Below are 24,237 nucleotides of genomic sequence, written 5' to 3' on the forward strand. Positions count from 1 at the left end.
TTAATACCACTTTTTTAGCTTGGATTGGATAGATTTATGTCAATGAGTTGACAATAAATTAATATTTTAACTTTTCATTTGCTTGAGTAGTTGGGTAATAATTTTTACCAGAGCAAATTAAATTGTGATACGTGTTTTTTTGTCCTAAACTGGAATGTATACGAAATATACCTAATTTAAATTTTATTCGGGTCTTCCCTTATATAAATTGACTTTTATTGTCCAATCTCTATTAACAAGGATTTGGGCATAGTTATTTTGGCGGGTCTATTCCTAAAAGTGTTATCAGGCAATAGCGATCGTGCTAATAATTTTGCCTTGTTAACTTTAATTTTTAAAAATATTTAGGCTTTTATAGGTAAGAATTATATGGAATCTCATAGAAATTACGTGAGAGATCGTCTATCCATATTCGTAGACGGCAACAATATGTTTTATGCTCAACAAAAAAATGGCTGGTTTTTTGATCCTAGAAGAGTACTTGAATATTTCACCAAAGATCCATCAATAGATTTGATTAACGCCTTTTGGTATACAGGACTGAAAGATGCTCAGGATCAAAGAGGTTTTAGAGATGCTCTAATTAGCTTAGGGTATACAGTCAGAACTAAAATTCTTAAAGAATATTACGATGATGCCTCAGGTCGCTATTCCCAGAAAGCTAATTTGGATATCGAAATTGTAGTTGATATGTTTAATACTGTCGAGCAATATGATCGAGTTATTCTTTTTAGTGGTGACGGTGATTTTGAACGAGCGATCGAATTATTGCGTTCCAAGAGTACCCATATTACCGTTGTCTCTACAGAAGGGATGATTGCCAGAGAGTTGCGTAATGCGACGGATCGCTATATAGATTTGAACGATGTTCGCTCTTATATCGAGAAAAGTGATTTTTAAAGGATTAATTCCTCTCTCTTTCCTCCTCATCCTTCATCCTTTTAGTAGGATGGATTATAATTCTTAATATTATAAATTCCCTTTAAGAAAACATTGGGTTATGGACAATTCAAAAGACCGCATCATTATTTTTGACACCACTTTAAGAGACGGAGAACAATCTCCAGGGGCTACTCTAAATGTTGAAGAAAAGCTGGAAATTGCTCATTCTCTATCAAGACTGGGAGTTGATGTAATTGAAGCTGGATTTGCTTTTGCTAGTCCTGGAGACTTTGAAGCTGTTCAAAAAGTAGCTGCCCAAGTAGGAACAGAAGACGGACCTATAATTTGTAGTTTGGCACGAGCTATTAAAGCCGATATTAAAGCAGCGGCAGAAGCTCTTCAGCCTGCTGCTAAAAGTCGAATTCATACATTTATTTCTACGTCCGATATTCACTTGGAATATCAGTTAAAGAAATCTCGCTCTGAGGTTTTAGACATTGCCCAGGAAATGGTAGCTTATGCCAAGTCCTTTATGGATGACGTGGAATTTTCACCGATGGACGCGGTGCGGACAGATTCAGAGTATCTTTATCAAGTATTAGAAGCCACCATCGCCGCAGGTGCTACCACTATCAATATTCCCGATACTGTTGGTTATACTACCCCGACTGAGTTTGGGGCTTTAATAAAAGGAATTTGTGACAACGTACCTAACATTGATCGGGCAGTAGTCTCTGTTCATGGTCATAACGATCTCGGTTTAGCAGTGGCTAACTTCCTAGAGGCTGTAAAAAATGGAGCCAGACAGTTAGAGTGCACGATTAATGGTATTGGGGAACGGGCAGGTAATGCTGCTCTAGAAGAATTAGTGATGGCACTTCATGTGCGCCGTCAGTATTTTAATCCCTTCTTAGGTAGACCAAAGGAATCCACCGAGCCACTCACTAATATTGATACTCAGCATATTTATAAAACTTCTCGGTTAGTATCCAACCGTACAGGAGTGATTGTACAACCCAATAAAGCGATCGTCGGCGCGAACGCTTTTGCCCATGAATCAGGAATCCATCAGGATGGAGTCCTCAAGAATAAGTTAACTTATGAAATCATGGATGCTCAGTCTATTGGGCTAACTGATAATCAGATTATTTTAGGTAAACATTCTGGTCGCAATGCTTTTCGCACTCGTCTCAGCGAATTGGGTTTTGAACTGTCCGAAACGGAGCTTAATAAAGCTTTTATTCGTTTTAAAGAAGTTGCTGACAAGAAAAAAGAAATCAGTGATTGGGATATTGAAGCAATTGTCAGTGATGAGATCAGACAACCGCCCGAAATGTTCCGTTTAGAATTAGTGCAAATTTCTTGTGGCGATCGCTCCCGCCCTACAGCTACAGTAACTATTCATACTCCTGACGGGGAAGAGCTGACTGATGCAGCTATTGGAACTGGTCCTGTTGATGCAATTTACAAAGCGATTAACCGAGTAACAAATATTCCTAATGAGCTAATTGAATTCTCTGTGCAGTCGGTAACAGCGGGAATTGATGCGATCGGGGAAGTGACAATTCGTTTACGTCATGATGACAAGGTATATTCAGGGCGTGCTGCCAATACTGATATCATCGTTGCCTCAGCTAGAGCATATATTAAAGCCCTAAATCGTCTCTATGCTGCTCTTCAAAATGAGCAAAAATTAGAATCTCAAGTAGGAGTCTAATCACCAGACAATGTAGTTAATTAATTATTGAGTATTGAGTACCAAGCGATCGCCCTTATGACTAAGTAGCGATCATTTTTGATATGCTTATCCTTAACCAGACTAGGAAATTATTCCCAGATGATAAAAAAACTCAAATCATCCTCATACTTATATCTAACCAGTGCGATCGGGTTATTGGTGCACTAGTGGATATGTAATCTACTCCAGTTTCCGCTACATTACGAATAGTTTTTAAGGTAATGTTACCTGACGCTTCAATTTTGACTCTAGAATTGGTGTCGCGAATTATCTTTACTGCTTGAGTCATTATTTCAGGAGCCATATTATCTAGCATAATAATATCTGCACCATGTTTTAGAGCAGCTTCTACTTCCTCTAAGTTGGTAGTCTCCACTTCGATGTTTAAAGGGTAAGGAATATTATTTCTGAGGAGAACGATCGCCTTTTCAATACCTCCTGCCGCTTGAATATGATTATCTTTAATCATTACTGCATCATCTAAACCCATTCGATGATTGATTGCTCCGCCTACCCTCGTAGCATATTTTTCTAAAACTCTTAATCCAGGGGTGGTTTTTCTAGTATCCACTAACCTAGTTGGTAAGTCACTAATCTTTTTCACGTAACTACGAGTTGAGGTGGCGATTCCACTTAAGCGCATTGCTAGATTTAATGCCACTCTCTCTCCAGTCAGCAAAGCTTCCCTGGTTCCTTCAATATCGGCAATCTTGGTTCCCGACAGACAAAAATTGCCTTCTTTTGCAGTGAGAGAGAATTTTACCTCTTTATCTAATAACTGAAAAACTCTAGCTGCGATCGGCAAACCTGCAACTATACCATCTTCTTTAACTACCCATATTGCATGACTGATTGTCAATTCTCCAGAAAATAATCCTTGAGTTGTGTTATCCCCTCTACCAAGATCTTCCAATAACCAATTTTGCAGCAGGCGATCGACAATTATCGCAGGAGGTAAACTTGCCATAAAAAAATATTCAACCCAAAAACAAACATTTAAGACCCTCTAACACTATACTTACTATTGATTTAAAGACAAGAGACGAATTGAAAACAAAAAAGTTTCGCCGAGGGGGTTGACTTATGAATTTAGAATGAGTATATTGGTAAATGCGCGGTTGAGAGAACAACACCTCCCAACAACGCCCAGAACCAAGACAAATCAATAGTTTGACGGTTTTTAAAACACAGTACTTTAGGAATTAAAAAAACTTAATTCAATCCCCAAGTAAAAGCAATTTTACTGAGGATAACAAAAAACGAAAAGAGTCAAAAAATCAACTGGATTGATGGATTTGATTCATCATGGAGAGTTTGATCCTGGCTCAGGATGAACGCTGGCGGTATGCCTAACACATGCAAGTCGAACGAAATCTTCGGATTTAGTGGCGGACGGGTGAGTAACGCGTGAGAATCTGCCTTCAGGATGGGGACAACAGGGAGAAATCGCTGCTAATACCCAATATGCCCTCGGGTGAAATATTTATAGCCTGGAGAGGAGCTCGCGTCCGATTAGTTAGTTGGTGGGGTAAAAGCCTACCAAGGCGGCGATCGGTAGCTGGTCTGAGAGGATGAGCAGCCACACTGGGACTGAGACACGGCCCAGACTCCTACGGGAGGCAGCAGTGGGGAATTTTCCGCAATGGGCGAAAGCCTGACGGAGCAATACCGCGTGAGGGAGGAAGGCTTTTGGGTTGTAAACCTCTTTTTTCAAGGAAGAAGAAAGTGACGGTACTTGAAGAATAAGCATCGGCTAACTCCGTGCCAGCAGCCGCGGTAATACGGAGGATGCAAGCGTTATCCGGAATCATTGGGCGTAAAGCGTCCGCAGGTGGCTGTACAAGTCTGCTGTTAAAGACAGAAGCTCAACTTCTGGCAAGCGGTGGAAACTGTTCAGCTAGAGTACGGTAGGGGTTGAGGGAATTCCCAGTGTAGCGGTGAAATGCGTAGATATTGGGAAGAACACCAGTGGCGAAGGCGCTCAACTGGGCCGTAACTGACACTCAGGGACGAAAGCTAGGGTAGCGAAAGGGATTAGATACCCCTGTAGTCTTAGCTGTAAACGATGAACACTAGGCGTTGCTTGTATCGACCCGAGCAGTGCCGTAGCCAACGCGTTAAGTGTTCCGCCTGGGGAGTACGCACGCAAGTGTGAAACTCAAAGGAATTGACGGGGGCCCGCACAAGCGGTGGAGTATGTGGTTTAATTCGATGCAACGCGAAGAACCTTACCAGGACTTGACATCTCGAGAAGGAGGCGTAATAGCTTCTGTGCCTTAGGGAACTCGAAGACAGGTGGTGCATGGCTGTCGTCAGCTCGTGTCGTGAGATGTTGGGTTAAGTCCCGCAACGAGCGCAACCCTCATTCTTAGTTGCCAGCATTAAGTTGGGCACTTTAGGAAGACTGCCGGTGACAAACCGGAGGAAGGTGGGGATGACGTCAAGTCAGCATGCCCCTTACGTTCTGGGCTACACACGTACTACAATGGTGGGGACAAAGGGCAGCAAGCGAGCGATCGTAAGCGAATCTCAGCAAACCCCGCCTCAGTTCAGATTGCAGGCTGCAACTCGCCTGCATGAAGGAGGAATCGCTAGTAATCGCAGGTCAGCATACTGCGGTGAATTCGTTCCCGGGCCTTGTACACACCGCCCGTCACACCATGGAAGTTGGCCACGCCCGAAGTCGTTACCCTAACCGCTTATGTGGAGGGGGATGCCGAAGGCAGGGCTGGTGACTAGGGTGAAGTCGTAACAAGGTAGCCGTACCGGAAGGTGTGGCTGGATCACCTCCTTATAGGGAGACCAAAGCCGTGAAGCGAAGACGATTATATAGGTCTCGTTATCACAGGTCAAACCAAAGGTCGATTCCTCAAGTAATTTGTGAAAAACTGTCAAACTGATTGTTCTGGTTCTAGCTCAAACTAGACCAAGACAAGGGCTATTAGCTCAGGTGGTTAGAGCGCACCCCTGATAAGGGTGAGGTCCCTGGTTCAAGTCCAGGATGGCCCACCACAAAATTAAATTCGGAGTTCGGAATTAGAAGTTCGGAGTTAAAAAGAGTTTGGGGGTATAGCTCAGTTGGTAGAGCGCCTGCTTTGCAAGCAGGATGTCAGCGGTTCAAGTCCGCTTACCTCCACCAGAGAAAAAAAGACCAAGAGTCTAAATAAAGAGATTAAAATTCAGCACTATCATGAATTGCCGAGGCAAGAAATGAGGATGCTGGACTTTAAAGAGTTCAGAGGTGAACCTTGAAAACTGCATAATATCTAGAAGAAGTAAGACTGAGAAATGTTGAAAAACATAGAAAAGGATTACTTGTGATAGAGCCAAAAAAGAACTAAGTAATTAGGTCAAAAAACTAAGACGGCAAGTTTTACTTGTCAGAAAAGTCCAAGGTGTAAAAACCTAGAAGTAGAGAAAAAAGAGTATCGAGCAGAAATGCTCAATACAAGGTCAAGCTACAAAGGGCTAACGGTGGATACCTAGGTACACAAAGGCGAAGAAGGACGTGGTGACCGACGAAATGCCTCGGGGAGCTGGAAACAAGCAATGAGCCGAGGGTGTCCGAATGGGGCAACCTGTATGAACGACCTGCTGAATATATAGGCAGGAGCGAGCGAACTCAGCCAACTGAAACATCTTAGTAGCTGAAGGAAGAGAAAGCAAAAGCGATTTCCTTAGTAGCGGCGAGCGAAGCGGAAACAGCCTAAACCATCGACTAAGGTCGGTGGGGTAGTGGGACAGTCAGACGGACTTACCAAAGTTAGACGAAGCAGTTGAAAGCTGCACCAGAGAAGGTGAAAGTCCTGTAGTCGAAAACGGAAGTAGCCAGACTGAATCCCGAGTAGCACGGAGCCCGTGGAATTCCGTGTGAATCAGCGAGGACCACCTCGTAAGGCTAAATACTAATGTGTAACCGATAGCGAAACAGTACCGCGAGGGAAAGGTGAAAAGAACCCCAGCGAGGGGAGTGAAATAGAACATGAAACCGTTAGCCTACAAGCAATTAGAGCACGATTGAACGTGTGATAGTGTGCCTGTTGAAGAATGAGCCGGCGACTTACAGGTAGTGGCAGGTTAAGGAGTAATATCCGAAGCCAAAGTGAAAGCGAGCCTGACAAGGGCGGTCTGAGTCACTATTTGTAGACCCGAACCCGGGTGATCTAACCATGTCCAGGATGAAGCTTGGGTAAAGCTAAGTGGAGGTCCGAACCGACTGGCGTTGAAAAGCCAGCGGATGAGGTGTGGTTAGGGGTGAAATGCCAATCGAACCCGGAGCTAGCTGGATCTCCTCGAAATGCGTTTAGGCGCAGCGGTAAGTGAACTCATTAGGGGGTAAAGCACTGTTTCGCTGCGGGCTGCGAGAGCGGTACCAAAGTGAGACAAACTCAGAATACCTAATGAAATTTTACCAGTGAGACGGTGGGGGATAAGCTTCATCGTCGAAAGGGAAACAGCCCAGACCACCAGCTAAGGTCCCCAAGTACACACTAAGTGAGAAAGGAGGTGGGAGTGCATAGACAACCAGGAGGTTTGCTTAGAAGCAGCAATCCTTGAAAGAGTGCGTAATAGCTCACTGGTCTAGCGCTCCTGCGCCGAAAATGAACGGGGCTAAGTGTGTCACCGAAGCTGTGGACTATAGAATTATCTGTAGTGGTAGAGGAGCGTTCTGTGTTGGGAGAAGCATTAGCGGCAAGCAGATGTGGACGACACAGAAGTGAGAATGTCGGCTTAAGTAGCGAAAATATATGTGAGAATCATATACCCCGAAAGCCCAAGGGTTTCTCCGGAAGGCTCGTCCGCGGAGAGTTAGTCGGGACCTAAGGCGAGGCCGAAAGGCGTAGTCGATGGACACAGGGTGAATATTCCCTGACTGCTAAATGGGAGCTTAGATAGGGACGCATGAAAAATAACCACACCCTGATTGGATTGGGAGGAGTCTAAGGACTCTGTGTGGTAAAGCTAGTGCCAAGAAAAGCTATTTAAGTGTTGAAGATTTAGTACCCGTACCCGAAACCGACACAGGTGGGCAGGTAGAGAATACTAAGGGGCGCGAGATAACTCTCTCTAAGGAACTCGGCAAAATGACCCCGTAACTTCGGGAGAAGGGGTGCCACCGAGAGGTGGTTGCAATAAAGAGGCCCAGGCGACTGTTTACCAAAAACATAGGTCTCTGCGAACTCGAAAGAGGATGTATAGGGGCTGACGCCTGCCCAGTGCCGGAAGGTTAAGGAAGTTGGTCAGTGTTTAGGCATGAAGCTAGCGACCGAAGCCCCGGTGAACGGCGGCCGTAACTATAACGGTCCTAAGGTAGCGAAATTCCTTGTCGGGTAAGTTCCGACCCGCACGAAAGGCGTAACGATCTGGGCGCTGTCTCGGAGAGAGGCTCGGCGAAATAGGATTGTCTGTGAAGATACGGACTACCTACACTTGGACAGAAAGACCCTATGAAGCTTTACTATAGCCTGGAATTGGGTTCGGGCTTTCCTTGCGCAGAATAGGTGGGAGGCGTTGAGAGCAGTCTTGTGGGATTGCAGGAGCCATCGGTGAGATACCACTCTAGGGAGGCTAGAATTCTAACTTGAGCCCGTCAACCGGGAGAAGAACAGTTTCAGGTGGGTAGTTTGACTGGGGCGGTCGCCTCCAAAAAGGTAACGGAGGCGCACAAAGGTTCCCTCAGGCTGGATGGAAATCAGCCAGAGAGTGTAAAGGCACAAGGGAGCTTGACTGCGAGAGAGACAACTCAAGCAGGGTGGAAACACGGTCTTAGTGATCCGACGGTGCTGCGTGGAAAGGCCGTCGCTCAACGGATAAAAGTTACTCTAGGGATAACAGGCTGATCTCCCCCAAGAGTTCACATCGACGGGGAGGTTTGGCACCTCGATGTCGGCTCATCGCAACCTGGGGCTGAAGTAGGTCCCAAGGGTTGGGCTGTTCGCCCATTAAAGCGGTACGTGAGCTGGGTTCAGAACGTCGTGAGACAGTTCGGTCCATATCCGGTGTAGGCGCAAGAGTATTGAGAGGAGTCTTCCTTAGTACGAGAGGACCGGGAAGAACGCACCGCTGGTGTACCAGTTATCGTGCCAACGGTAGACGCTGGGTAGCCAAGTGCGGAGAGGATAACCGCTGAAAGCATCTAAGTGGGAAGCCCACCTCAAGATGAGTACTCTCATGGCAATTGCCAGTAAGGTCACGGGAAGAACACCCGTTAATAGGCGTTAGGTGGAAGAGCAGCAATGTTTGCAGCCGAGGCGTGCTAACAGACCGAGGGCTTGACCAACTTCAACTCGACTAGACCATTAATAATTACTACTATTCTGATTTGGACTTGAATCATCTAGATTTATGCAGTCTTGAGGGTTGATCTACAGTAAAACCCAGACAGTATTCCTGGTGCTTTTAGCGCAGTGGAACCACTTCGACTCCATCCCGAACTCGACGGTGAAACTCTGTAGCGGCGAAGATACTCGGAGGGTAGCCTCCCGGAAAAATAGCTCAGTGCCGGGTTCTTCTTTTTAATTATATTGAATAACTTATAACCTATTTCTCGCCTTTAACTAATTACCCAAGGTGAGTTTTTGTTGTATAAATAACAATGAAGAAAAATCCATCACAGTAGAAAAAATAAGTCAGACTGTATCAAGTAAACTCTCGAATTTAATGTATGAGCATAGTAGTCTATATAAGAACAAGCTAAGAGCAACCGTAGACATAATTGTAAAAGTGATCTATGTTGTTGGCATTATAAGATTATGCACCGATAATTGTCTAAAAGACTGGATATCAGCCTTGCTTGCCCTCTTTTAGCAGAGTTCTCTTTAAAATTCTTAGTTCACTGGTTAAAATTATGCATACAGCCTCAGCTAAAATCTTAGTCGTAGATGATGATCCTGCAATTCGTAATTTAATATTTCGTTTTCTTAGTCAAAAAAACTACTTGTTGGAGTCTGCTGAAGATGGACAAACTGCGTTAAAAATTTTTGAACAGTTTAACCCAGACTTAGTCATACTTGATGTCAATCTTCCAGACTCTTTAGGGTATAATTTGTGCGAAGAAATGCAGAGTCATACGGACGTGTTTATTTTGATGCTTACAAGTCGCTCTGATGCTGCTGACAAAAAAGAAGGATTTTTAAAAGGAGCAGATGATTACCTAACGAAGCCTTTTGACCTGCAAGAGTTAGAATATCGTGTCAAAGCAATTTTAAAACGACAACGAACGGTTACAACGTCGGAAAAACAGCCGTTAGTATTTAGTAATCTAGTCATAGATCCAGTGCGTAGAGAAGTAAAAATCAATGATCAGCTAATTTTGCTGACAGCTCTGGAGTTTGATTTATTACATTTTTTGGCCACTCGACCAGGTCGAGTATGGCGGAGAGATGAATTGATTCAGAATGTTTGGGACTATGATTATGTGGGAGATCAAAGAGTCGTTGATGTTCACATAGGTCAAATTCGCAAAAAAATTGAAATAGACTCTTCTGAACCTTCATTTATTCAGACTGTGCGTGGTGTTGGTTATAAATTTGAAGTGGATACTGCTTCTAATGTTATTTAGATAAAAATGCCAAATTTTCGATAATATAATTTTTTTAATTGAAAAATTTAGCGATCGCTTTTTGAATTGCCTGCTGTTGCTCATCATCATAATTCCAACGTGTTACAAAGTCCTGATAATCTCCTTGTCCAGTGCTGATGGTCGCTTGTAATTTTTGTAATTCTGTTTGAATTAATTCCGACTTAACTTGTTCGATTAAATTGCTAGTGCGTCGACAAACTCTTTGTGAACCTTCGGCATTATTTTGGTCATTGTTTCGATTATGAGTAATAATCATAGCCGAAGACATCGCCCAATTTTTTATTAGTAGCTTACTGACCACTTCCGGAGAAGATTTTAAGCCATTAATAACCCCTATGGTTGGATTATCCGCTAAAGACATATCACTCGTAAGATAAGCAACAAAAAAACCCCTTCCGCCATTTTTAGTTTTTACTATAGAAGAAATTTCTTGTTCAATTTCAGCTTCACTAAGTTTATTAGTAATCATTTTGTCCATTAGGGATTGAGTTTTGGCGATCGCTTGAGAAAATGATAATGATTCTGATGGAGATGAATTAGTCATGGTTTTAGAGCCAGATATTTTCAGGCAAGATTAATGATAATATATTAGGAAATGTATTACAGAAGATTGTTGATTAACTTAGCCTAATATTGTATCTCTGCAAGGCAATCACTAGGGTTTAGTTGCTTAGTGTCATGACTATCAGGAGTTAACTTTGCTGGAAATTAGCCTTTTTTTAATCTTAGGTTTATTGGTGGGAATTATCAGTGGAGTAATTGGGATTGGAGGAGGAGTTTTGTTGACTCCTGCTCTAGTTTTCTTGTTTGGCTTTACTCAGCACAGTGCTCAGGGAACAACTATTGCCTTGCTTGTGCCACCAATTGGTCTTTTGGCAGCGTGGACTTACTATCAAGAAGGAGATGTTAATCTCAAGGTTGCAGCTTTAATTTGCATCGGCTTTTTTATTAGGGCGAACGCATCTTAAATTGAGTGAAAATGATAGATTAATTTGGTAGCAAAACTAAGGCATAACTGAGAGAAAATGAAGCTGAAGCCGAAGGTTACTCTGTTAGATCATTTTAGCAATTTGACCGACCCTAGAATAGACAGAACCAAAGATCATAAACTCATAGATATTATAGCCATTGCGATCTGTGGAATGCTGTGCGGTGCCGATAATTGGGTAGCTATGGAACAGTACGGGAACGCCAAACAAGAATGGTTACAGCAGTTCTTAGAACTACCTAATGGCATACCATCTCATGACACCATTTCTAGGGTGTTTGCCAGGATAGACCCAAAAGAATTTGAACAATGTTTTCGAGACTGGGTAAAAACAATATCGGAACTAATTCCTGGGGAGATAATTAGCATTGATGGCAAAACGGCTAAACATTCTGGCTCCAAGAGCAAAGGAAAAAAAGCGATTCATATCGTAAATGCTTGGGCAACAGAGCAAAGATTAGTTTTGGGTCAAGTCAAGGTCAAGAACAAATCAAATGAGATTACAGCAATCCCAGAATTAATCAAAGTTTTGGAACTATCTGGGTGTTTAGTAACCATAGATGCGATCGGGACTCAGACGAAGATAGCTCAGTTAATTCAAGATAACGGTGCTGATTATTGTCTAGCATTGAAAGAAAATCAGCCGAATCTTTTCCAACAGGTAGTTAATCTATTTGACCAAGCAGAAGAGATTGATTGGTCGGAAGTAGAACATGATTTCCATCGCACTATTAATAAGGGTCATGGTAGAACGGAAATACGTCGTCATTGGACGATGGCAGTGAGGAGATTGTTCTTTGATGAGTCGAAATGGGCGGGGCTTCAAAGTATTGGCTTAGTGGAATCTGTCAGAAAAATCGACGGCGAAACAACCACTAATAAACGTTATTATCTCAACAGTTTTAGAAGTAATGCTCAAGTACTAGCTAATGCTGTACGCAAGCATTGGGAAGTGGAAAATAATGTTCATTGGATTTTGGATGTGGCATTTAAAGAAGATGATTGTCCCGTTCACTCCGACCATGCTCCTGAGAATCTAGCTCAATTGAGAAAGATATCTTTGAATCTTTTATCAAGCGAGAAGACCGCCAAGGTTGGTGTAGCTAATAAACGACTCAAAGCTGCTTGGGATAATCAATATCTGGCTAAAGTTTTAGGTCTTCAATAACCTACAATCAGCTCTCACTCTTTCTTGGAAATGTTTGTTCTCTGAGTAACGAGAATCAAACAGAATTTTGAGCTGCCAAAATTTGCTTTATATACCTTTGTTTCTTTTATATCAAGGTTATTTTGGCTTGTTTCAACTTATCTGATAAGTTGATTTTAATAATTTCATCGTAACTCCTTTTTTCTCCAGATTTAGATGCGTTCGCCCTAGCTTTTTTATTGGTAGTTTAGTTGGTGCCAAGTTAGCAGTTAACCTTCCTGATTTGTGGCTAAGACGAATTTTTGGTTTAACTATGCTGGCTTTAGGAATGAAGATGATAGTTTCTCAATAAGTATTTAGGTATTACTAATTTTCTTATTTATCCTCTTCGTCAAGATCGATAACAGTCAATTTGGGATAAATCATAGAATTCAGTATTTTGATAGAATTCAAGAGAAAGAAGTTTGTCGCAAAACTTAATTTTTAATGCTGGAATTTTTACAAACACAATTATTTTTATTAGAGCGATTTGCTGATCGGCTAGTTTCGACACAATTAACTCATCTTAGCTTGGTTAGTTTAGGAGTAATCTTTCTTGCGGGACTGGTTACTAGTTTGACCCCCTGTATGCTTTCAATGTTACCGATTACCGTGGGCTATATCGGTGGTTATGAATCTCAGGGAAAATTACAGGCGGCAGTACAGTCTAGTTGGTTTGCTTTAGGATTAGCGACGACACTGGCTATCCTAGGTATTGTGGCGACCTCAATTGGTAAAGTTTATGGACAAATTGGTCTGGGTTTACCAATTATTGTCAGTCTGGTGGCGATCGCGATGGGACTAAACCTCTTGGAAATTATACCGCTGCGTTTTCCTTCTCTCGGTGCGACCGATTGGATTGGCGGAGATTTACCCCGTGGCTTACGTTCCTACTTATTAGGTTTGACTTTTGGATTAATTGCTTCTCCTTGCAGCACTCCAGTCCTAGCTACTCTTCTGGCTTGGGTGGCGACAACACAGGATTTAGTTTTGGGTGGCTGCTTATTGATTGCTTACGCCATAGGATATGTTACCCCTCTAGTTATTGCTGGAACTTTCACCGCCTCAATCAAAAAAATCTTAGAAATACGTCGTTGGTCTAGTTGGATCAATCCTGTCAGTGGAGCGTTATTGTTAGGTTTCGGTATTTTGTCTTTATTGTCTCGTTTACCTGCAATACAACTTTAATTAGCAATTAATAATTAAAAACTACAAACTAATTTTCAACTAATTTATTTAATGTCAGCTTCTAACTTCCTTGTCAAGCCAGGTTCGCTTTTTCGTCGTTTAGTGGGTATAGTAGCCAACTTAAAATTAGCAATTATCTTACTCTTGGTGATCGCCATAGTAAGTATTGCAGGGACAGTAATCGAACAAGCGGAAACCCTCTCTTTTTATCAACAAAATTATCCTGAAACTCCTGCATTATATGGCTTTTTGACCTGGAAAGTTATTCTATCTTGGGGTCTCAATCATGTTTATAGTACTTGGTGGTATCTTTCATTATTAATCCTGTTTGGTACTAGCTTGACTGCCTGTACTTTTACGCGGCAATTACCTGCTCTCAAGGCTGCCCGTAAATGGAAATATTATCAAAAGCCGAAACAGTTCGAAAAATTAGCCCTCAGTACAGAACTAAATCAGGGTTCAATTAAGTCTCTAGTTCCGTTGTTAGAACAACAAAACTATCAAGTTTGGCAACAGGATAATGCTCTTTATGCCCGCAAGGGAATTATTGGTCGTATTGGTCCTATCGTGGTCCATATTGGGATGTTAACTGTCTTATTAGGAGGAATGTGGGGCATTTTTACAGGATTTTTTGCCCAGGAAATGATTGCTAGTGGTAATACTTTTCAAGTTAAAAATATCATTGAATCAGGACCTTTGTCCGCTTCCCATATCCCGACAGATTGGGCAGTCAGGGTAAATCGCTTTTGGATTGACTATACCGAGAGTGGAGATATCGATCAATTCTATTCAGATCTATCGGTAATTGGCGATCGCGGCGAAGAGTTAAAGCGAGAAACTATTCACGTCAACAAGCCACTGCGATATGACGGTGTAACTCTGTATCAAACCAACTGGGGTATTGCCGCTGTCCAAGTCAAATTAAATAATAGTCCTATCTTTCAGCTACCAGTAGCGAAGTTAGATACTCTAAATACAGGAAATATTTGGGGAACCTGGATACCCACTAAACCTGATATGAGTGCTGGTGTTTCCCTTCTAATTAAAGATTTGCAGGGAACAGCCCTAATTTACAATCAACAAGGAGAACTAACGAGCGCAATGCGCATCGGTCAAAGTTTAGAAGTTAACGGGATAAATCTGAAGCTGATTGATATCATTGGCAGTACTGGGTTACAAATTAAAGCTGACCCTGGCGTGCCAATTGTTTACTCAGGTTTTGCTTTACTGATGATTGGTGTGGTGATGAGCTACTTTTCCCATTCTCAAATTTGGGCCTTAGAAAATGACAACAGCTTCTATTTTGGCGCTAAAACCAATCGGGCGCAGGTTAGTTTTGAACGAGAAATGTTAAGTGTAATTGATAACCTGACCCAGCGAACTAAGACAAATATCATATCCGAACCCAGTAAATCGATGGTTTAGTTGTAACTACTCAGCCATGCTAACGTGAGGGTCAAGAAAACAAGCTCAAGAAAAAAAGAAAACTAATAGAGAAAGACGAGCTTAGATACCTCTTGCTTCTTTTAATTGCCATTTTTCGTTTTCTTGTATTTCTAATACCAAACGATGGTAGTCCAATAAACTCGGACGATGACCCACACTGACAAAAGTAGTTTGAGTTTTCTTCAGATGTTGATACAGACTAGCTTCATTAGCAATATCTAAAGCACTAGTTGCCTCGTCAAGAATCACATAATGAGGTTTATTAATTAAAATCCTGGCGAATGCTAATCTTTGCTGTTCTCCCAAGGATAAAGTATCAGCCCAATCTTGTTCCACATCCAAACCTCCCGAACGATTGGCTAAATCAGGTAAGTTAACTGCATCTAGGGCATAATAAAGTTCGATATCAGAAATTTCTAAGTCATCGTGAGGATAAGTAAGTTGACTACGAAGAGTCCCTAGGATCATGTAGGGTTTTTGAGGTAGAAAGAGCATGTCTGATAAATCAGGGCGATAAATTGACCCCGTACCAGAATTCCACAAACCAGCGATCGCTCGTAAAAGGGAACTTTTCCCGCAACCGCTAGCTCCCATAATAAGTAAACCTTCCCCTGGGGGTAACTTAACCGATAAATCTTTGACCAAAGTTCTTTGATAGTTGGGCGTTTGTAAAGTGAGATGTTCCAATGCTAGACGGTTATGAGGAATTGTGGTTATAGTTGGCAAATTATCAGTCAATTGGCGTTGTTTTCTAGCAGTCTGGTCTAAATATTCTTTAAGTAAATAAAGCCGATCAATTCCAGCGACAAAAGCAGTCCAAAATTGGAAGCGAGAGACAATCACATTGATAGAAAAGAAAAACTGAGCAAAAGCAATCTGAGCTTCACGCACTTTCCCCACTTCCACATCTCCTGAAAGAACACTGGGGGCAACAACTACAGCGGGGAGAATATAGGGGATGTTTTCATAGGCACTAGTAAACAGAGTAAGTATTAAATCTTGCCAGAAAATCAATGAATTGTAGTTATCAAATACCTCTTGAAAGAATTTTTGTAGATTACGACCCTCTTGGGGTTCTCCACGATAAAAAGCGATTGATTCAGAGTTTTCTCGAATCCGAACTAACCCAAACCGAAAATTAGCTTCTTTTCTCAATTGTTGATAATTAATGGTAACTAGCTTGCGTCCAAAAATACCAATGGTCATCAAAGTACCAATTGCTGCATAAGCTAATAAAAAAATAATCAGTATTGAAGGAGCAATCTTAGTTATTTCGAGATTAAAAATTTTGAAGGGACTGGAAAACTCAAAAACGGTTACTTTGGGGGGAATGTTCCAGATTAATGCCGTATAACCAACAATTTGAAAGATAGAATTAAAAATAATTAGTAAGAAATTCAGAGATTCGGCAGTAAAAGACTTAATATCCTCAGCAATACGCTGGTCTGGGTTATCAACATCCGTATTAAAATTACCCAGTTCATAAAATGCGCGATTACCTAAGTAACGACCTAAAAAATCGTAAGTTAGCCATCTACGCCAAAAATTACTCAATCTATCTTGTAAATAACTAGAACTAGCAGCTAGTGGTGCGTAAATTGCTAAAACAGCTAAAAACATCCAAATTGTTCTTAAAAATCGCTCGCGATCGAGCTTGGTTAAAGCTGAAATCAGATCTCCTTGAAAACGAGTGATCGACAAAGAAATAAAAGTGTAGCTAAGGGTTAAGAGCAGCAACAATATAAGAATGGTAATCGCGCCCCATTTTTCATTGCCAAACCAGTATGGCTTGACTAGCCGCCAAAACCGCTTAAAGACTTTTAAGTTAAATCGATTCATTTCGTTTTTCTTTACTATATGAACAATGTCCGGTAATTAGCTTAAAAAGAATTTACGCTTGAGCTTGAAAAGCTTCTGAGCTAATTATGTAATCCAATAAACCCGCACAAGCATCCAATAGTAAATCAATTACATGATCAAAACCATCTTGACCACCATAATAGGGATCGGGAACTTCTTGGTCAGTTTTATGATTAGCAAAGTGACACATTAGAAATACTTTGTCCTCATACTTTCCTTCTCGATCAAAATACAAAATATCCTGGTAATTTTCTCGATCCATGGCTAAAATCAGGTCAAACCGTTGCAAATCTGAAGGAGTTAGTTTGCGAGATTTTCCTTTTAACTCAATTCCTCGTTTGCTGGCAGCAGAAGTCATACGACGGTCTGGTGCGGCGCCAATATGATATCCCGAAGTTCCTGCTGAATCACAGGTAATTTGGTCTTCCAAGCCAGCTTCTTGAATAAGATGATTCATAATATTTTCAGCTGATGGAGAACGACAAATATTACCCAAACAAACAAATAGTAATTTATAGGTCATGAATAACTAAAAATAAATTAGAAGTCTACTACGTAATTATAATTTTGCCGATTTTACTAAGTTACGATTACCACAATGTAATGTTGACACAATTAGCAACCAAAACTGATAAGAGCTCTCAAGCTATAGATAGATTAAGGATTTTAGTGTACCTGGTAATATTCATTACGTAAATGTACCACAGAGTATGCAGTACAAAATATCAAGGGGCTGGAGCACGGCATTAATTATTTGTAATTCTTATATATTTGTATTTATTTTTATCTTTTACTAATTAAAGATAGGGAAGTAGTTTTATGTTTAAGTCTAGAACGAGAGAACGTCGAATTTTTACTAATCGTCAACGAATACGTCGTCGGTCTTCGGGTCTATGGGTGCTTGTTTCCATCGCTCTTATTTTATTGGTATCGGAACTTCTAGTTCGCATTTTTATCGATCTTTCAGGAAATAAAAGAGAATTTTCTCAGGCTCAGACTGGCTCAGAGATAACCGATGCCTATAATTTAAAGTTTGTCACTGATAAATCTTCCTCGAACCAAGATCCTAAAAACCAAAGTCAACTTAAAGCTCAACCTAGTCTAGCAGTTGGATATCGACTATTAGGTAATCAAGAACATAAATATTGGCAAATCAACGAGCAAGGTTTCCGCGATCGCGATCCTGTTCCCGCAACTAAACCTAAAAACGAAATTAGAATCTTTTTGTTAGGTGGCTCAACGGCTTTTGGTTATGGTAGCTCTAGTAATGAAGCCACCATTAGTGAACAACTAGAAACTCGCTTCCAACAACGTCTTCAACAACAGAAAAGTTCGCCCCAACTCTACAAACCCGATCTACTCTCTTTTGAACCGCAAAAAAAACAAAAACAGTTGGCTAAACCATCAAAAATAAAGCCTGGTAATTATCGTGTAATTAATGCTGCCGTTCCTGGTTATACTTCGGGTAATGAATTAGCCCAAGTGGCTTTACAGCTCCTCAAATTCAAACCTGATTTGATGGTTGTGTTAGATGGTTATGGAGATTTAATGCTTCCTAGCACAGAAGAAGCAACTCAAGTTCCTTTAATTAAACAGTATCTCGATAATCAGCAGACTGATTTTGCTAGCTATGTATCCCAAATACTTAAACCTCTAGAACAGAAAAGCTATCTGGTCAAAATATTGCAAGATGGTTGGTTAAATGCCGATAAATCCGACAAAAAAGCTAATTTTTTCCTCAATGAACAAACTTCAAACCTAGTTCTCCATCTACCGCCAAATGAAACGGAATTACAAAAGCGAGTGGATCGTTATATCAGTCATCAAAAACAAATTCTTAATTTAAGTGCAGCTGCGCAAATTCCCTTAGTAGTGGCAATCCAACCAGAAATTACTGGACGTAATCCTAGCCAATTAACTGAGACTGAAGGCGAAATTGCCACCCAACTGGGTAGAACTTATATCCAACAGGTTAAAGCTAGCTATCCCGCTTTTACCCAAGCGAATCGGCAACTTGCTCAAGCTTTTCCTCAAAACATCAAAGCAGTTGATTTATATCAACTTACTGAGCAATATCCTTCTCCTACCTTTATCGATCCAATTCACCTGCAAGATGCAGCCAACCAAAAAGTTGCCGAACAACTTTACTATGCCATTGCTAGTTTCCCGAAAATGCAAGTTGTTCCTGCTCAGGCAGCACCACCAAAGCCGATAAACCCAACTCAGTATCTTAACTAAATTTAGTTAGAACATACTTTTCCGCAGTAGGGCGATCGCTTATTTTGCTATCAAGAGTAGCAGCTAAAACATCATCCAAAATTTGTTTGTACAACGGTCCTGGTGGAAAACCTAAAGTTTTTAAATTATTACCATCTAGTAAGGGTTTAACTTGAGAAAAGTTGGTAATATATTGCCAAACAAGACGGCGAGTATGTTTATCGCTTCTGGCTGCAAACAGAATTAATCCCCCAGGTTTGTAAGAACGTAAAAGCTGATAAATTTGACTAGGACATTGACACTGGGGTAACTTCGTTCTGATTTTTGTTTCTAATGTTTCTAGCTGTTGTAGTCTTTGTAGACTATCTTTTGGTAACTGAAGTTTCTGAGCGACTTCAATTCTGACTTGAGGTGCTAAGTGAGCAATTAGGGTCTCCAGTCTAATCAACCATCGTTGTTCATCGGGTTGAGCTTCGAGATAACGCAACCACCGAGAGACACAATGTATCTGCCATTCTAAAACTGGTGTCAGAATTAAATCTTGATGTAAACAACTTAGAGCATTTAACTTGGCTAGTAATTTTAAAGCAGGTTTCCAGTAATTAGCTTGCAAGATATATTTTAATTCCCCTCGTAATCTGGTAGTGAGAGCAGGAGCTTGGCGATCGCTAATGCGGAGTTGCTCGTAGACACCGCTTTTAATGGCATAGTGGATGAATTCTTCTGTCTGAGGTTCAATCATAAAACCTAAGCGTACGGCAAATCTCACTGCCCGAAAAATCCGGGTGGGATCTTCAATAAAACTATTGGCATGAAGCACCCGAATCTGACGAGAACGTAAATCTAATAAACCACCAAAAAAGTCTAATAAGTCTCCTTTACGGGAAAATTCTCCTCTTCGTGGTGGAGTCAAACGTACTGCTAAAGCATTGATCGTAAAATCTCGCCGATATAAATCCTGACGAATGGAACTAGCTTCTACCTGAGGGTTTGCCGCGGGATAGGGATAAAATTCTGTGCGAGCAGTGGCAATATCAATTAGAAGATTGCCTAATACTGAATCTTTATGCCAAGATAAGGCTGCTGTCTGAAACTCCCCGTGGATCGAAACGTTTACCTCAGGATGCATAGCTTGAATTGTCTCAGCTAATTCTACCCCTGCTCGCTCATCATGAGAATGATGATAGCCATCAACCACTAAATCAATATCCTGCAAGAGTAAGGGATCGCCGTCCTCAGTCAACAGAATATCTCTGACTCCTCCTCCCACAAGATAGAGATTCCAACCTCTTTGTTGCGCTGCGTTTGTAACTTCCTGCAACAGTTGCCAGATAATAGGTTCCAATCGGTTTTGTAGAGTAGGTAATAGCTGGGAAGTTAAAGTGATTTTGGCGGTCGTATCGGTTTGAACTTCGTGACGCTGATTATGTAGCTGACGTAAAACATCGGTACGAGTCACAATGCCAATTAATTCTCCCTTTTTTAAGACAGGCAATCTTCCTACGTCATAAGTCACCATTAAAGACTCTATTTCAGGTAAAGGTGTCTCAGGTGAAATAGTTTTGAGATTATGACTCATATAACCCTTGACGGGAGCATGAGCAAAGCCATGATGTAAGGCTAAGTCCAGATCGCGACGGGAAATAATTCCCACTAAACTGCCGCTCTCGTCAACAACAGATAATCCCGAATGACCATAGCGAAATAAAATTCTTTGTGCTTGTTCAATCGTTGTATCAGGGCGAATAGTTCTGACAGGAGAAGACATCAAGTCTCTGGCAGTTGGGGGATGGGGAATTTGTGACTCTAGCTGAGTTAATAACTGTTGAAATATCTGTTCGGGAATATCTGTTTGGAGAGACATTGAAGCTGCTTGAGCATGACCACCACCACCAAAAGGAGCAAATAGCTGATTAAGATTAGTCTCTGCCAAACGCGATCGCCCGATTACTACTAATTTAGGACTCTTGCTTTTTTGATACTGATGACCCAATAAAAACACATCACTTTCCGTGAGGTCAATTAATCTAGCTGCCAAAGCAGATAAACCGCTCACAAATTTCTCGGTCTTGAACAACACGGAAGCAACACTATAGCCTTGAACAGTAGTTCGTTCCAGGTTATCCAACGCTTCTTTGAGCAAATCTTGCAACTGAGTTGATAAACCTGGTTCAACATATTCGGCGATCATCGTCACATTTGCCCCCTGTTCCATCAACCAAGCAAGTGCTCTGGCATCACGAGAAGTAGTTTGGTCAAAAGTCAGCGAACCTGTATCCACATGAATTCCCAAAGCCATCGCAGTAGCTTCAAAAGCCGTTAAGGCAATATTTTTTTCCTGGAGCAATTCCGTGATGTAGGTTGTAATTGCTCCCAGTGCTTCAGTATAAAGTTTAGTTACGGGAATATCTGACTGGAGGTCTACATGATGATCGTAAACTTCAATTTGATTCACGTTGGGCAAATCCAACCAGTCCGCAGCTTGTCCCAGGCGATCGCTTTTTTGGGTATCCACAATATAAATACAGGCGATCGCCTCAGGGGTAATACTACGCATTTCGGCAAAGGCAAATTCGTCACGATATAACGCCAAAAAATTTTTTACCGCAGGATGTGCCCCTCCCGTTAAGACAATTTTTGTCCCTTTTTTGAGACGAGATAGACCAATCGCTGAACCCAAAGCATCAAAGTCTACGGTTTGGTGACAGAGAATTATATCCATTATTCAAATATAAATTTTATTTTAAATTCACGGAAAGCACTTTGAAGCATTAAACACAAATTAGCAAAATTTCCCTGTTGATTTTTGTAAATAAATACAATACAATCAAACTTCAATTGATAAATACCATTAATGAGCTTAGTTTAGAGGAAATTTCAAGTTGTCCTTGCTGTTTACTTGATAGGAATAATTTATAGTTCGAAGTTAGGGCAAATAGAGTAAATCAAGCAAAATAGATAACTCAGCATTGAGAAAAGTATCCGATTTTCACTTTAGGGACAGAGAAAGTAGGATAATTTATTTAAGAAAGAATAGACGATCTGATATAAGAGAATACGGCAGTATGCATTTAAGCGAAATAACTCATCCTAATCAGTTGCACGGCTTATCACTCCGACAACTCGAGGATATCGCCCGCCAAATAAGAGAAAAACATTTACAAACAGTTGCCACCAGTGGAGGTCATTTAGGTCCAGGATTAGGGGTAGTAGAATTAACTATTGCTTTGTATCAAACTCTAGATTTAGACCGCGATAAAGTTATTTGGGATGTGGGGCATCAAGCCTATCCCCATAAATTACTCACCGGTAGATATGGGAAGTTTGATACTTTACGGCAAAAAGATGGTGTCGCTGGCTATTTGAAAAGAAGTGAAAATAAGTTTGACCACTTTGGTGCCGGGCACGCCTCGACGAGTATTTCCGCCGCCTTAGGAATGGCATTAGGTAGAGATGCTAGGGGAGAAGATTTTAAATGTGTGGCTGTAATTGGGGATGGTGCTCTAACTGGAGGTATGGCACTAGAAGCAATTAATCATGCGGGACATTTACCAAATACGAACCTTCTCGTAGTATTAAACGATAATGAGATGTCTATATCTCCCAATGTGGGAGCAATTTCTCGCTATCTCAATAAGGTTCGTCTATCAGACCCCATACAGTTTATCTCCGATAACTTAGAAGAACAGTTTAAACAATTGCCTTTCTTAGGTGAATCTCTAACTCCAGAAATGGAACGAGTTAAAGAAGGAATGAAACGTCTGGCTGTTCCCAAGGTAGGTGCAGTAATTGAAGAATTAGGATTTAAATATTTTGGTCCAATTGACGGTCATAACCTCCAGGAATTGATCTCTACTTTTAAACAGGCGCACAAAGTTCCAGGTCCAGTACTAGTTCATGTGGCAACGGTTAAGGGTAAAGGGTACGCGATCGCCGAAAAAGACCAAGTAAGCTATCATGCTCAAAGTCCTTTTAATCTGGCTACGGGGAAAGGTATTCCTGCTACCAAACCCAAACCTCCCAAATACAGTAAGGTATTCGCCGATACCCTAACTACTTTGGCAGAAAACGATTCTAAAATAATCGGCATTACTGCCGCTATGGCAACAGGTACAGGTTTAAACATTTTACAGCGCAAACTACCCAAACAGTATATTGACGTTGGTATTGCTGAACAACACGCAGTTACTCTAGCAGCGGGTATGGCTTGCGAAGGGATGAAACCTGTAGCAGCAATCTATTCCACTTTCTTGCAACGGGCATACGACCAGATTATTCATGATATCTGTATCCAAAAACTTCCTGTTTTCTTCTGTTTAGATCGTGCAGGTATTGTGGGAGCTGATGGTCCAACCCACCAAGGAATGTATGATATCGCTTATTTACGCTGTATTCCCAATATTGTGGTCATGGCACCCAAAGACGAAGCCGAATTACAGCAGATGGTAGTTACAGGCATTAACTATCAAAATGGTGCGATCGCCATGCGTTATCCACGGGGGAATGGTGTTGGTGTTCCTCTAATGGAAGAAGGTTGGGAACCCATTGAAATTGGCAAAGGAGAAATACTGCGTCGTGGAGACGATCTGTTATTAGTCGGTTATGGTACTCAAGTATATCCAGCTTTACAGGTAGCAGAAATCCTAAATGAACACGGTGTCAATGCAACGGTAATCAATGCTCGCTTCGTTAAGCCCCTAGATACAGAATTAATCGTCCCCTTGGCGAAACGCATTGGTAAAGTCGTTACCGTTGAAGAAGGATGTCTGATGGGTGGTTTTGGTTCAGCAGTTCTAGAAGCTCTACAGGAGCATGATGTTCAGGTGCCAGTAAAACGTTTTGGTGTCCCAGACATTTTAGTTGACCATGCTACTCCAGCTCAATCAAAAGCTAGCTTGGGTTTAAATAGCTCTCAGATGGCAGAAAGTATTTTGAAAACATTTTTTGCTAGCCAAGATAGAGAACCCTCTGTAATTAAATAACTGAGGTTAATTTGATTCAGTCAGTAAAATATTATGACAATACATAAAGTGGCACTGGCAAAGATGCATCATCCTGTTGTTACCTCTATATTATTAATTGTGTGTGAGGAGTAAGTGTAAGAGAGAAAGGTTTTGGGGTCGAAACACGGCAAGACTCCCAAAACCTTT

At 41.3% G+C, this 24,237-nt stretch carries 13 protein-coding genes, 2 tRNA genes, 3 rRNA genes and 1 pseudogene; 14 read left to right on the forward strand and 5 right to left on the reverse strand.

Features of this window, described 5'->3' with window-relative positions; translation table 11 throughout:
* Nucleotides 1–369: 369 nt before the first annotated feature.
* Together PLEUR7319_RS0123275 and PLEUR7319_RS0123280 are read left to right on the forward strand one after the other, a co-directional pair.
* Nucleotides 370–900, forward strand: a complete 531-nt coding sequence (locus tag PLEUR7319_RS0123275) for an NYN domain-containing protein (RefSeq protein ID WP_026102729.1) — start codon at nt 370–372, stop codon at nt 898–900.
* A gap of 100 nt (nt 901–1,000) precedes the next feature.
* Nucleotides 1,001–2,599 carry a 2-isopropylmalate synthase gene (locus tag PLEUR7319_RS0123280; RefSeq protein WP_019507644.1) on the forward strand — a complete coding sequence of 533 codons (1,599 nt, stop codon included), beginning with the start codon at nt 1,001–1,003 and terminating at the stop codon, nt 2,597–2,599.
* Between the two features lie 133 nt (nt 2,600–2,732).
* Here the strand turns inward: PLEUR7319_RS0123280 and nadC are convergent, their stop codons facing one another.
* Complete coding sequence (nadC, locus tag PLEUR7319_RS0123285) at nt 2,733–3,587, reverse strand: carboxylating nicotinate-nucleotide diphosphorylase (protein WP_019507645.1); 855 nt, start codon at nt 3,585–3,587, stop codon at nt 2,733–2,735.
* A 335-nt stretch (nt 3,588–3,922) separates the two neighbouring features.
* Between nadC and PLEUR7319_RS0123290 the strand changes: the two genes are divergently transcribed.
* The 6 genes from PLEUR7319_RS0123290 to PLEUR7319_RS0123315 all read left to right on the forward strand — a co-directional run bounded on the left by PLEUR7319_RS0123290 (nt 3,923) and on the right by PLEUR7319_RS0123315 (nt 10,181).
* A 16S ribosomal RNA gene (locus tag PLEUR7319_RS0123290) occupies nt 3,923–5,414 on the forward strand.
* Nucleotides 5,415–5,555: 141 nt separating this feature from the next.
* Nucleotides 5,556–5,632, forward strand: a tRNA-Ile gene (locus PLEUR7319_RS0123295).
* Nucleotides 5,633–5,683: 51 nt separating this feature from the next.
* A tRNA-Ala gene (locus PLEUR7319_RS0123300) sits at nt 5,684–5,759 on the forward strand.
* A 312-nt stretch (nt 5,760–6,071) separates the two neighbouring features.
* Nucleotides 6,072–8,900, forward strand: a 23S ribosomal RNA gene (locus PLEUR7319_RS0123305).
* Nucleotides 8,901–9,009: 109 nt separating this feature from the next.
* Nucleotides 9,010–9,127, forward strand: a 5S ribosomal RNA gene (gene rrf / locus PLEUR7319_RS0123310).
* The 16S, 23S and 5S rRNA genes sit together here with 2 tRNA genes alongside, the layout of an rRNA operon.
* A gap of 340 nt (nt 9,128–9,467) precedes the next feature.
* Entirely contained in the window at nt 9,468–10,181 is a 714-nt protein-coding gene (locus PLEUR7319_RS0123315) for a response regulator transcription factor (RefSeq protein ID WP_026102730.1), read from the forward strand.
* Nucleotides 10,182–10,215: 34 nt separating this feature from the next.
* Here the strand turns inward: PLEUR7319_RS0123315 and PLEUR7319_RS0123320 are convergent, their stop codons facing one another.
* Nucleotides 10,216–10,746, reverse strand: a complete 531-nt coding sequence (locus PLEUR7319_RS0123320; protein ID WP_019507647.1) for a hypothetical protein — start codon at nt 10,744–10,746, stop codon at nt 10,216–10,218.
* 154 nt (nt 10,747–10,900) lie between these two features.
* On the opposite strand from PLEUR7319_RS0123320, the pseudogene PLEUR7319_RS36480 reads away from it, so the two are divergent.
* From PLEUR7319_RS36480 to PLEUR7319_RS0123340, 4 genes and pseudogenes are all read left to right on the forward strand, one after another.
* Nucleotides 10,901–11,152 (forward strand): annotated as a pseudogene (locus tag PLEUR7319_RS36480) (TSUP family transporter); the annotation flags it as partial.
* Nucleotides 11,153–11,227: 75 nt separating this feature from the next.
* Nucleotides 11,228–12,358, forward strand: coding sequence for an ISAs1 family transposase (locus tag PLEUR7319_RS0123330; protein WP_019503374.1), 1,131 nt, complete (start codon nt 11,228–11,230; stop codon nt 12,356–12,358).
* A gap of 465 nt (nt 12,359–12,823) precedes the next feature.
* Nucleotides 12,824–13,564: a cytochrome c biogenesis protein CcdA gene (locus tag PLEUR7319_RS0123335; RefSeq protein WP_019507649.1), complete on the forward strand. Its 741-nt coding sequence runs from the start codon at nt 12,824–12,826 to the stop codon at nt 13,562–13,564.
* 51 nt (nt 13,565–13,615) lie between these two features.
* Complete coding sequence (locus tag PLEUR7319_RS0123340; protein WP_019507650.1) at nt 13,616–14,989, forward strand: cytochrome c biogenesis protein; 1,374 nt, start codon at nt 13,616–13,618, stop codon at nt 14,987–14,989.
* An 81-nt stretch (nt 14,990–15,070) separates the two neighbouring features.
* Here the strand turns inward: PLEUR7319_RS0123340 and PLEUR7319_RS0123345 are convergent, their stop codons facing one another.
* Both PLEUR7319_RS0123345 and PLEUR7319_RS0123350 read right to left on the reverse strand, forming a co-directional pair.
* Entirely contained in the window at nt 15,071–16,849 is a 1,779-nt protein-coding gene (locus PLEUR7319_RS0123345) for an ABC transporter ATP-binding protein/permease (RefSeq protein WP_019507651.1), read from the reverse strand.
* A gap of 52 nt (nt 16,850–16,901) precedes the next feature.
* Nucleotides 16,902–17,393 (reverse strand): low molecular weight protein-tyrosine-phosphatase, encoded by a 492-nt coding sequence (locus tag PLEUR7319_RS0123350; protein ID WP_019507652.1) that lies wholly within the window; start codon nt 17,391–17,393, stop codon nt 16,902–16,904.
* A gap of 296 nt (nt 17,394–17,689) precedes the next feature.
* Between PLEUR7319_RS0123350 and PLEUR7319_RS0123355 the strand changes: the two genes are divergently transcribed.
* The gene (locus PLEUR7319_RS0123355; protein ID WP_019507653.1) at nt 17,690–19,108 is read left to right on the forward strand and encodes an SGNH/GDSL hydrolase family protein; all 1,419 of its coding nucleotides are present in this window, start codon (nt 17,690–17,692) and stop codon (nt 19,106–19,108) included.
* Here the strand turns inward: PLEUR7319_RS0123355 and PLEUR7319_RS0123360 are convergent.
* Nucleotides 19,101–21,809, reverse strand: coding sequence for a CBS domain-containing protein (locus PLEUR7319_RS0123360; protein WP_019507654.1), 2,709 nt, complete (start codon nt 21,807–21,809; stop codon nt 19,101–19,103). The two genes, PLEUR7319_RS0123355 and PLEUR7319_RS0123360, sit on opposite strands and share 8 nt — an antisense overlap.
* A gap of 343 nt (nt 21,810–22,152) precedes the next feature.
* Between PLEUR7319_RS0123360 and dxs the strand changes: the two genes are divergently transcribed.
* Nucleotides 22,153–24,069, forward strand: coding sequence for a 1-deoxy-D-xylulose-5-phosphate synthase (gene dxs / locus PLEUR7319_RS0123365; protein ID WP_019507655.1), 1,917 nt, complete (start codon nt 22,153–22,155; stop codon nt 24,067–24,069).
* The last annotated feature ends 168 nt before the right edge of the window (nt 24,070–24,237 follow it).

The sequence above is a fragment of the Pleurocapsa sp. PCC 7319 genome, assembly GCF_000332195.1.
GTDB lineage: Bacteria > Cyanobacteriota > Cyanobacteriia > Cyanobacteriales > Xenococcaceae > Waterburya.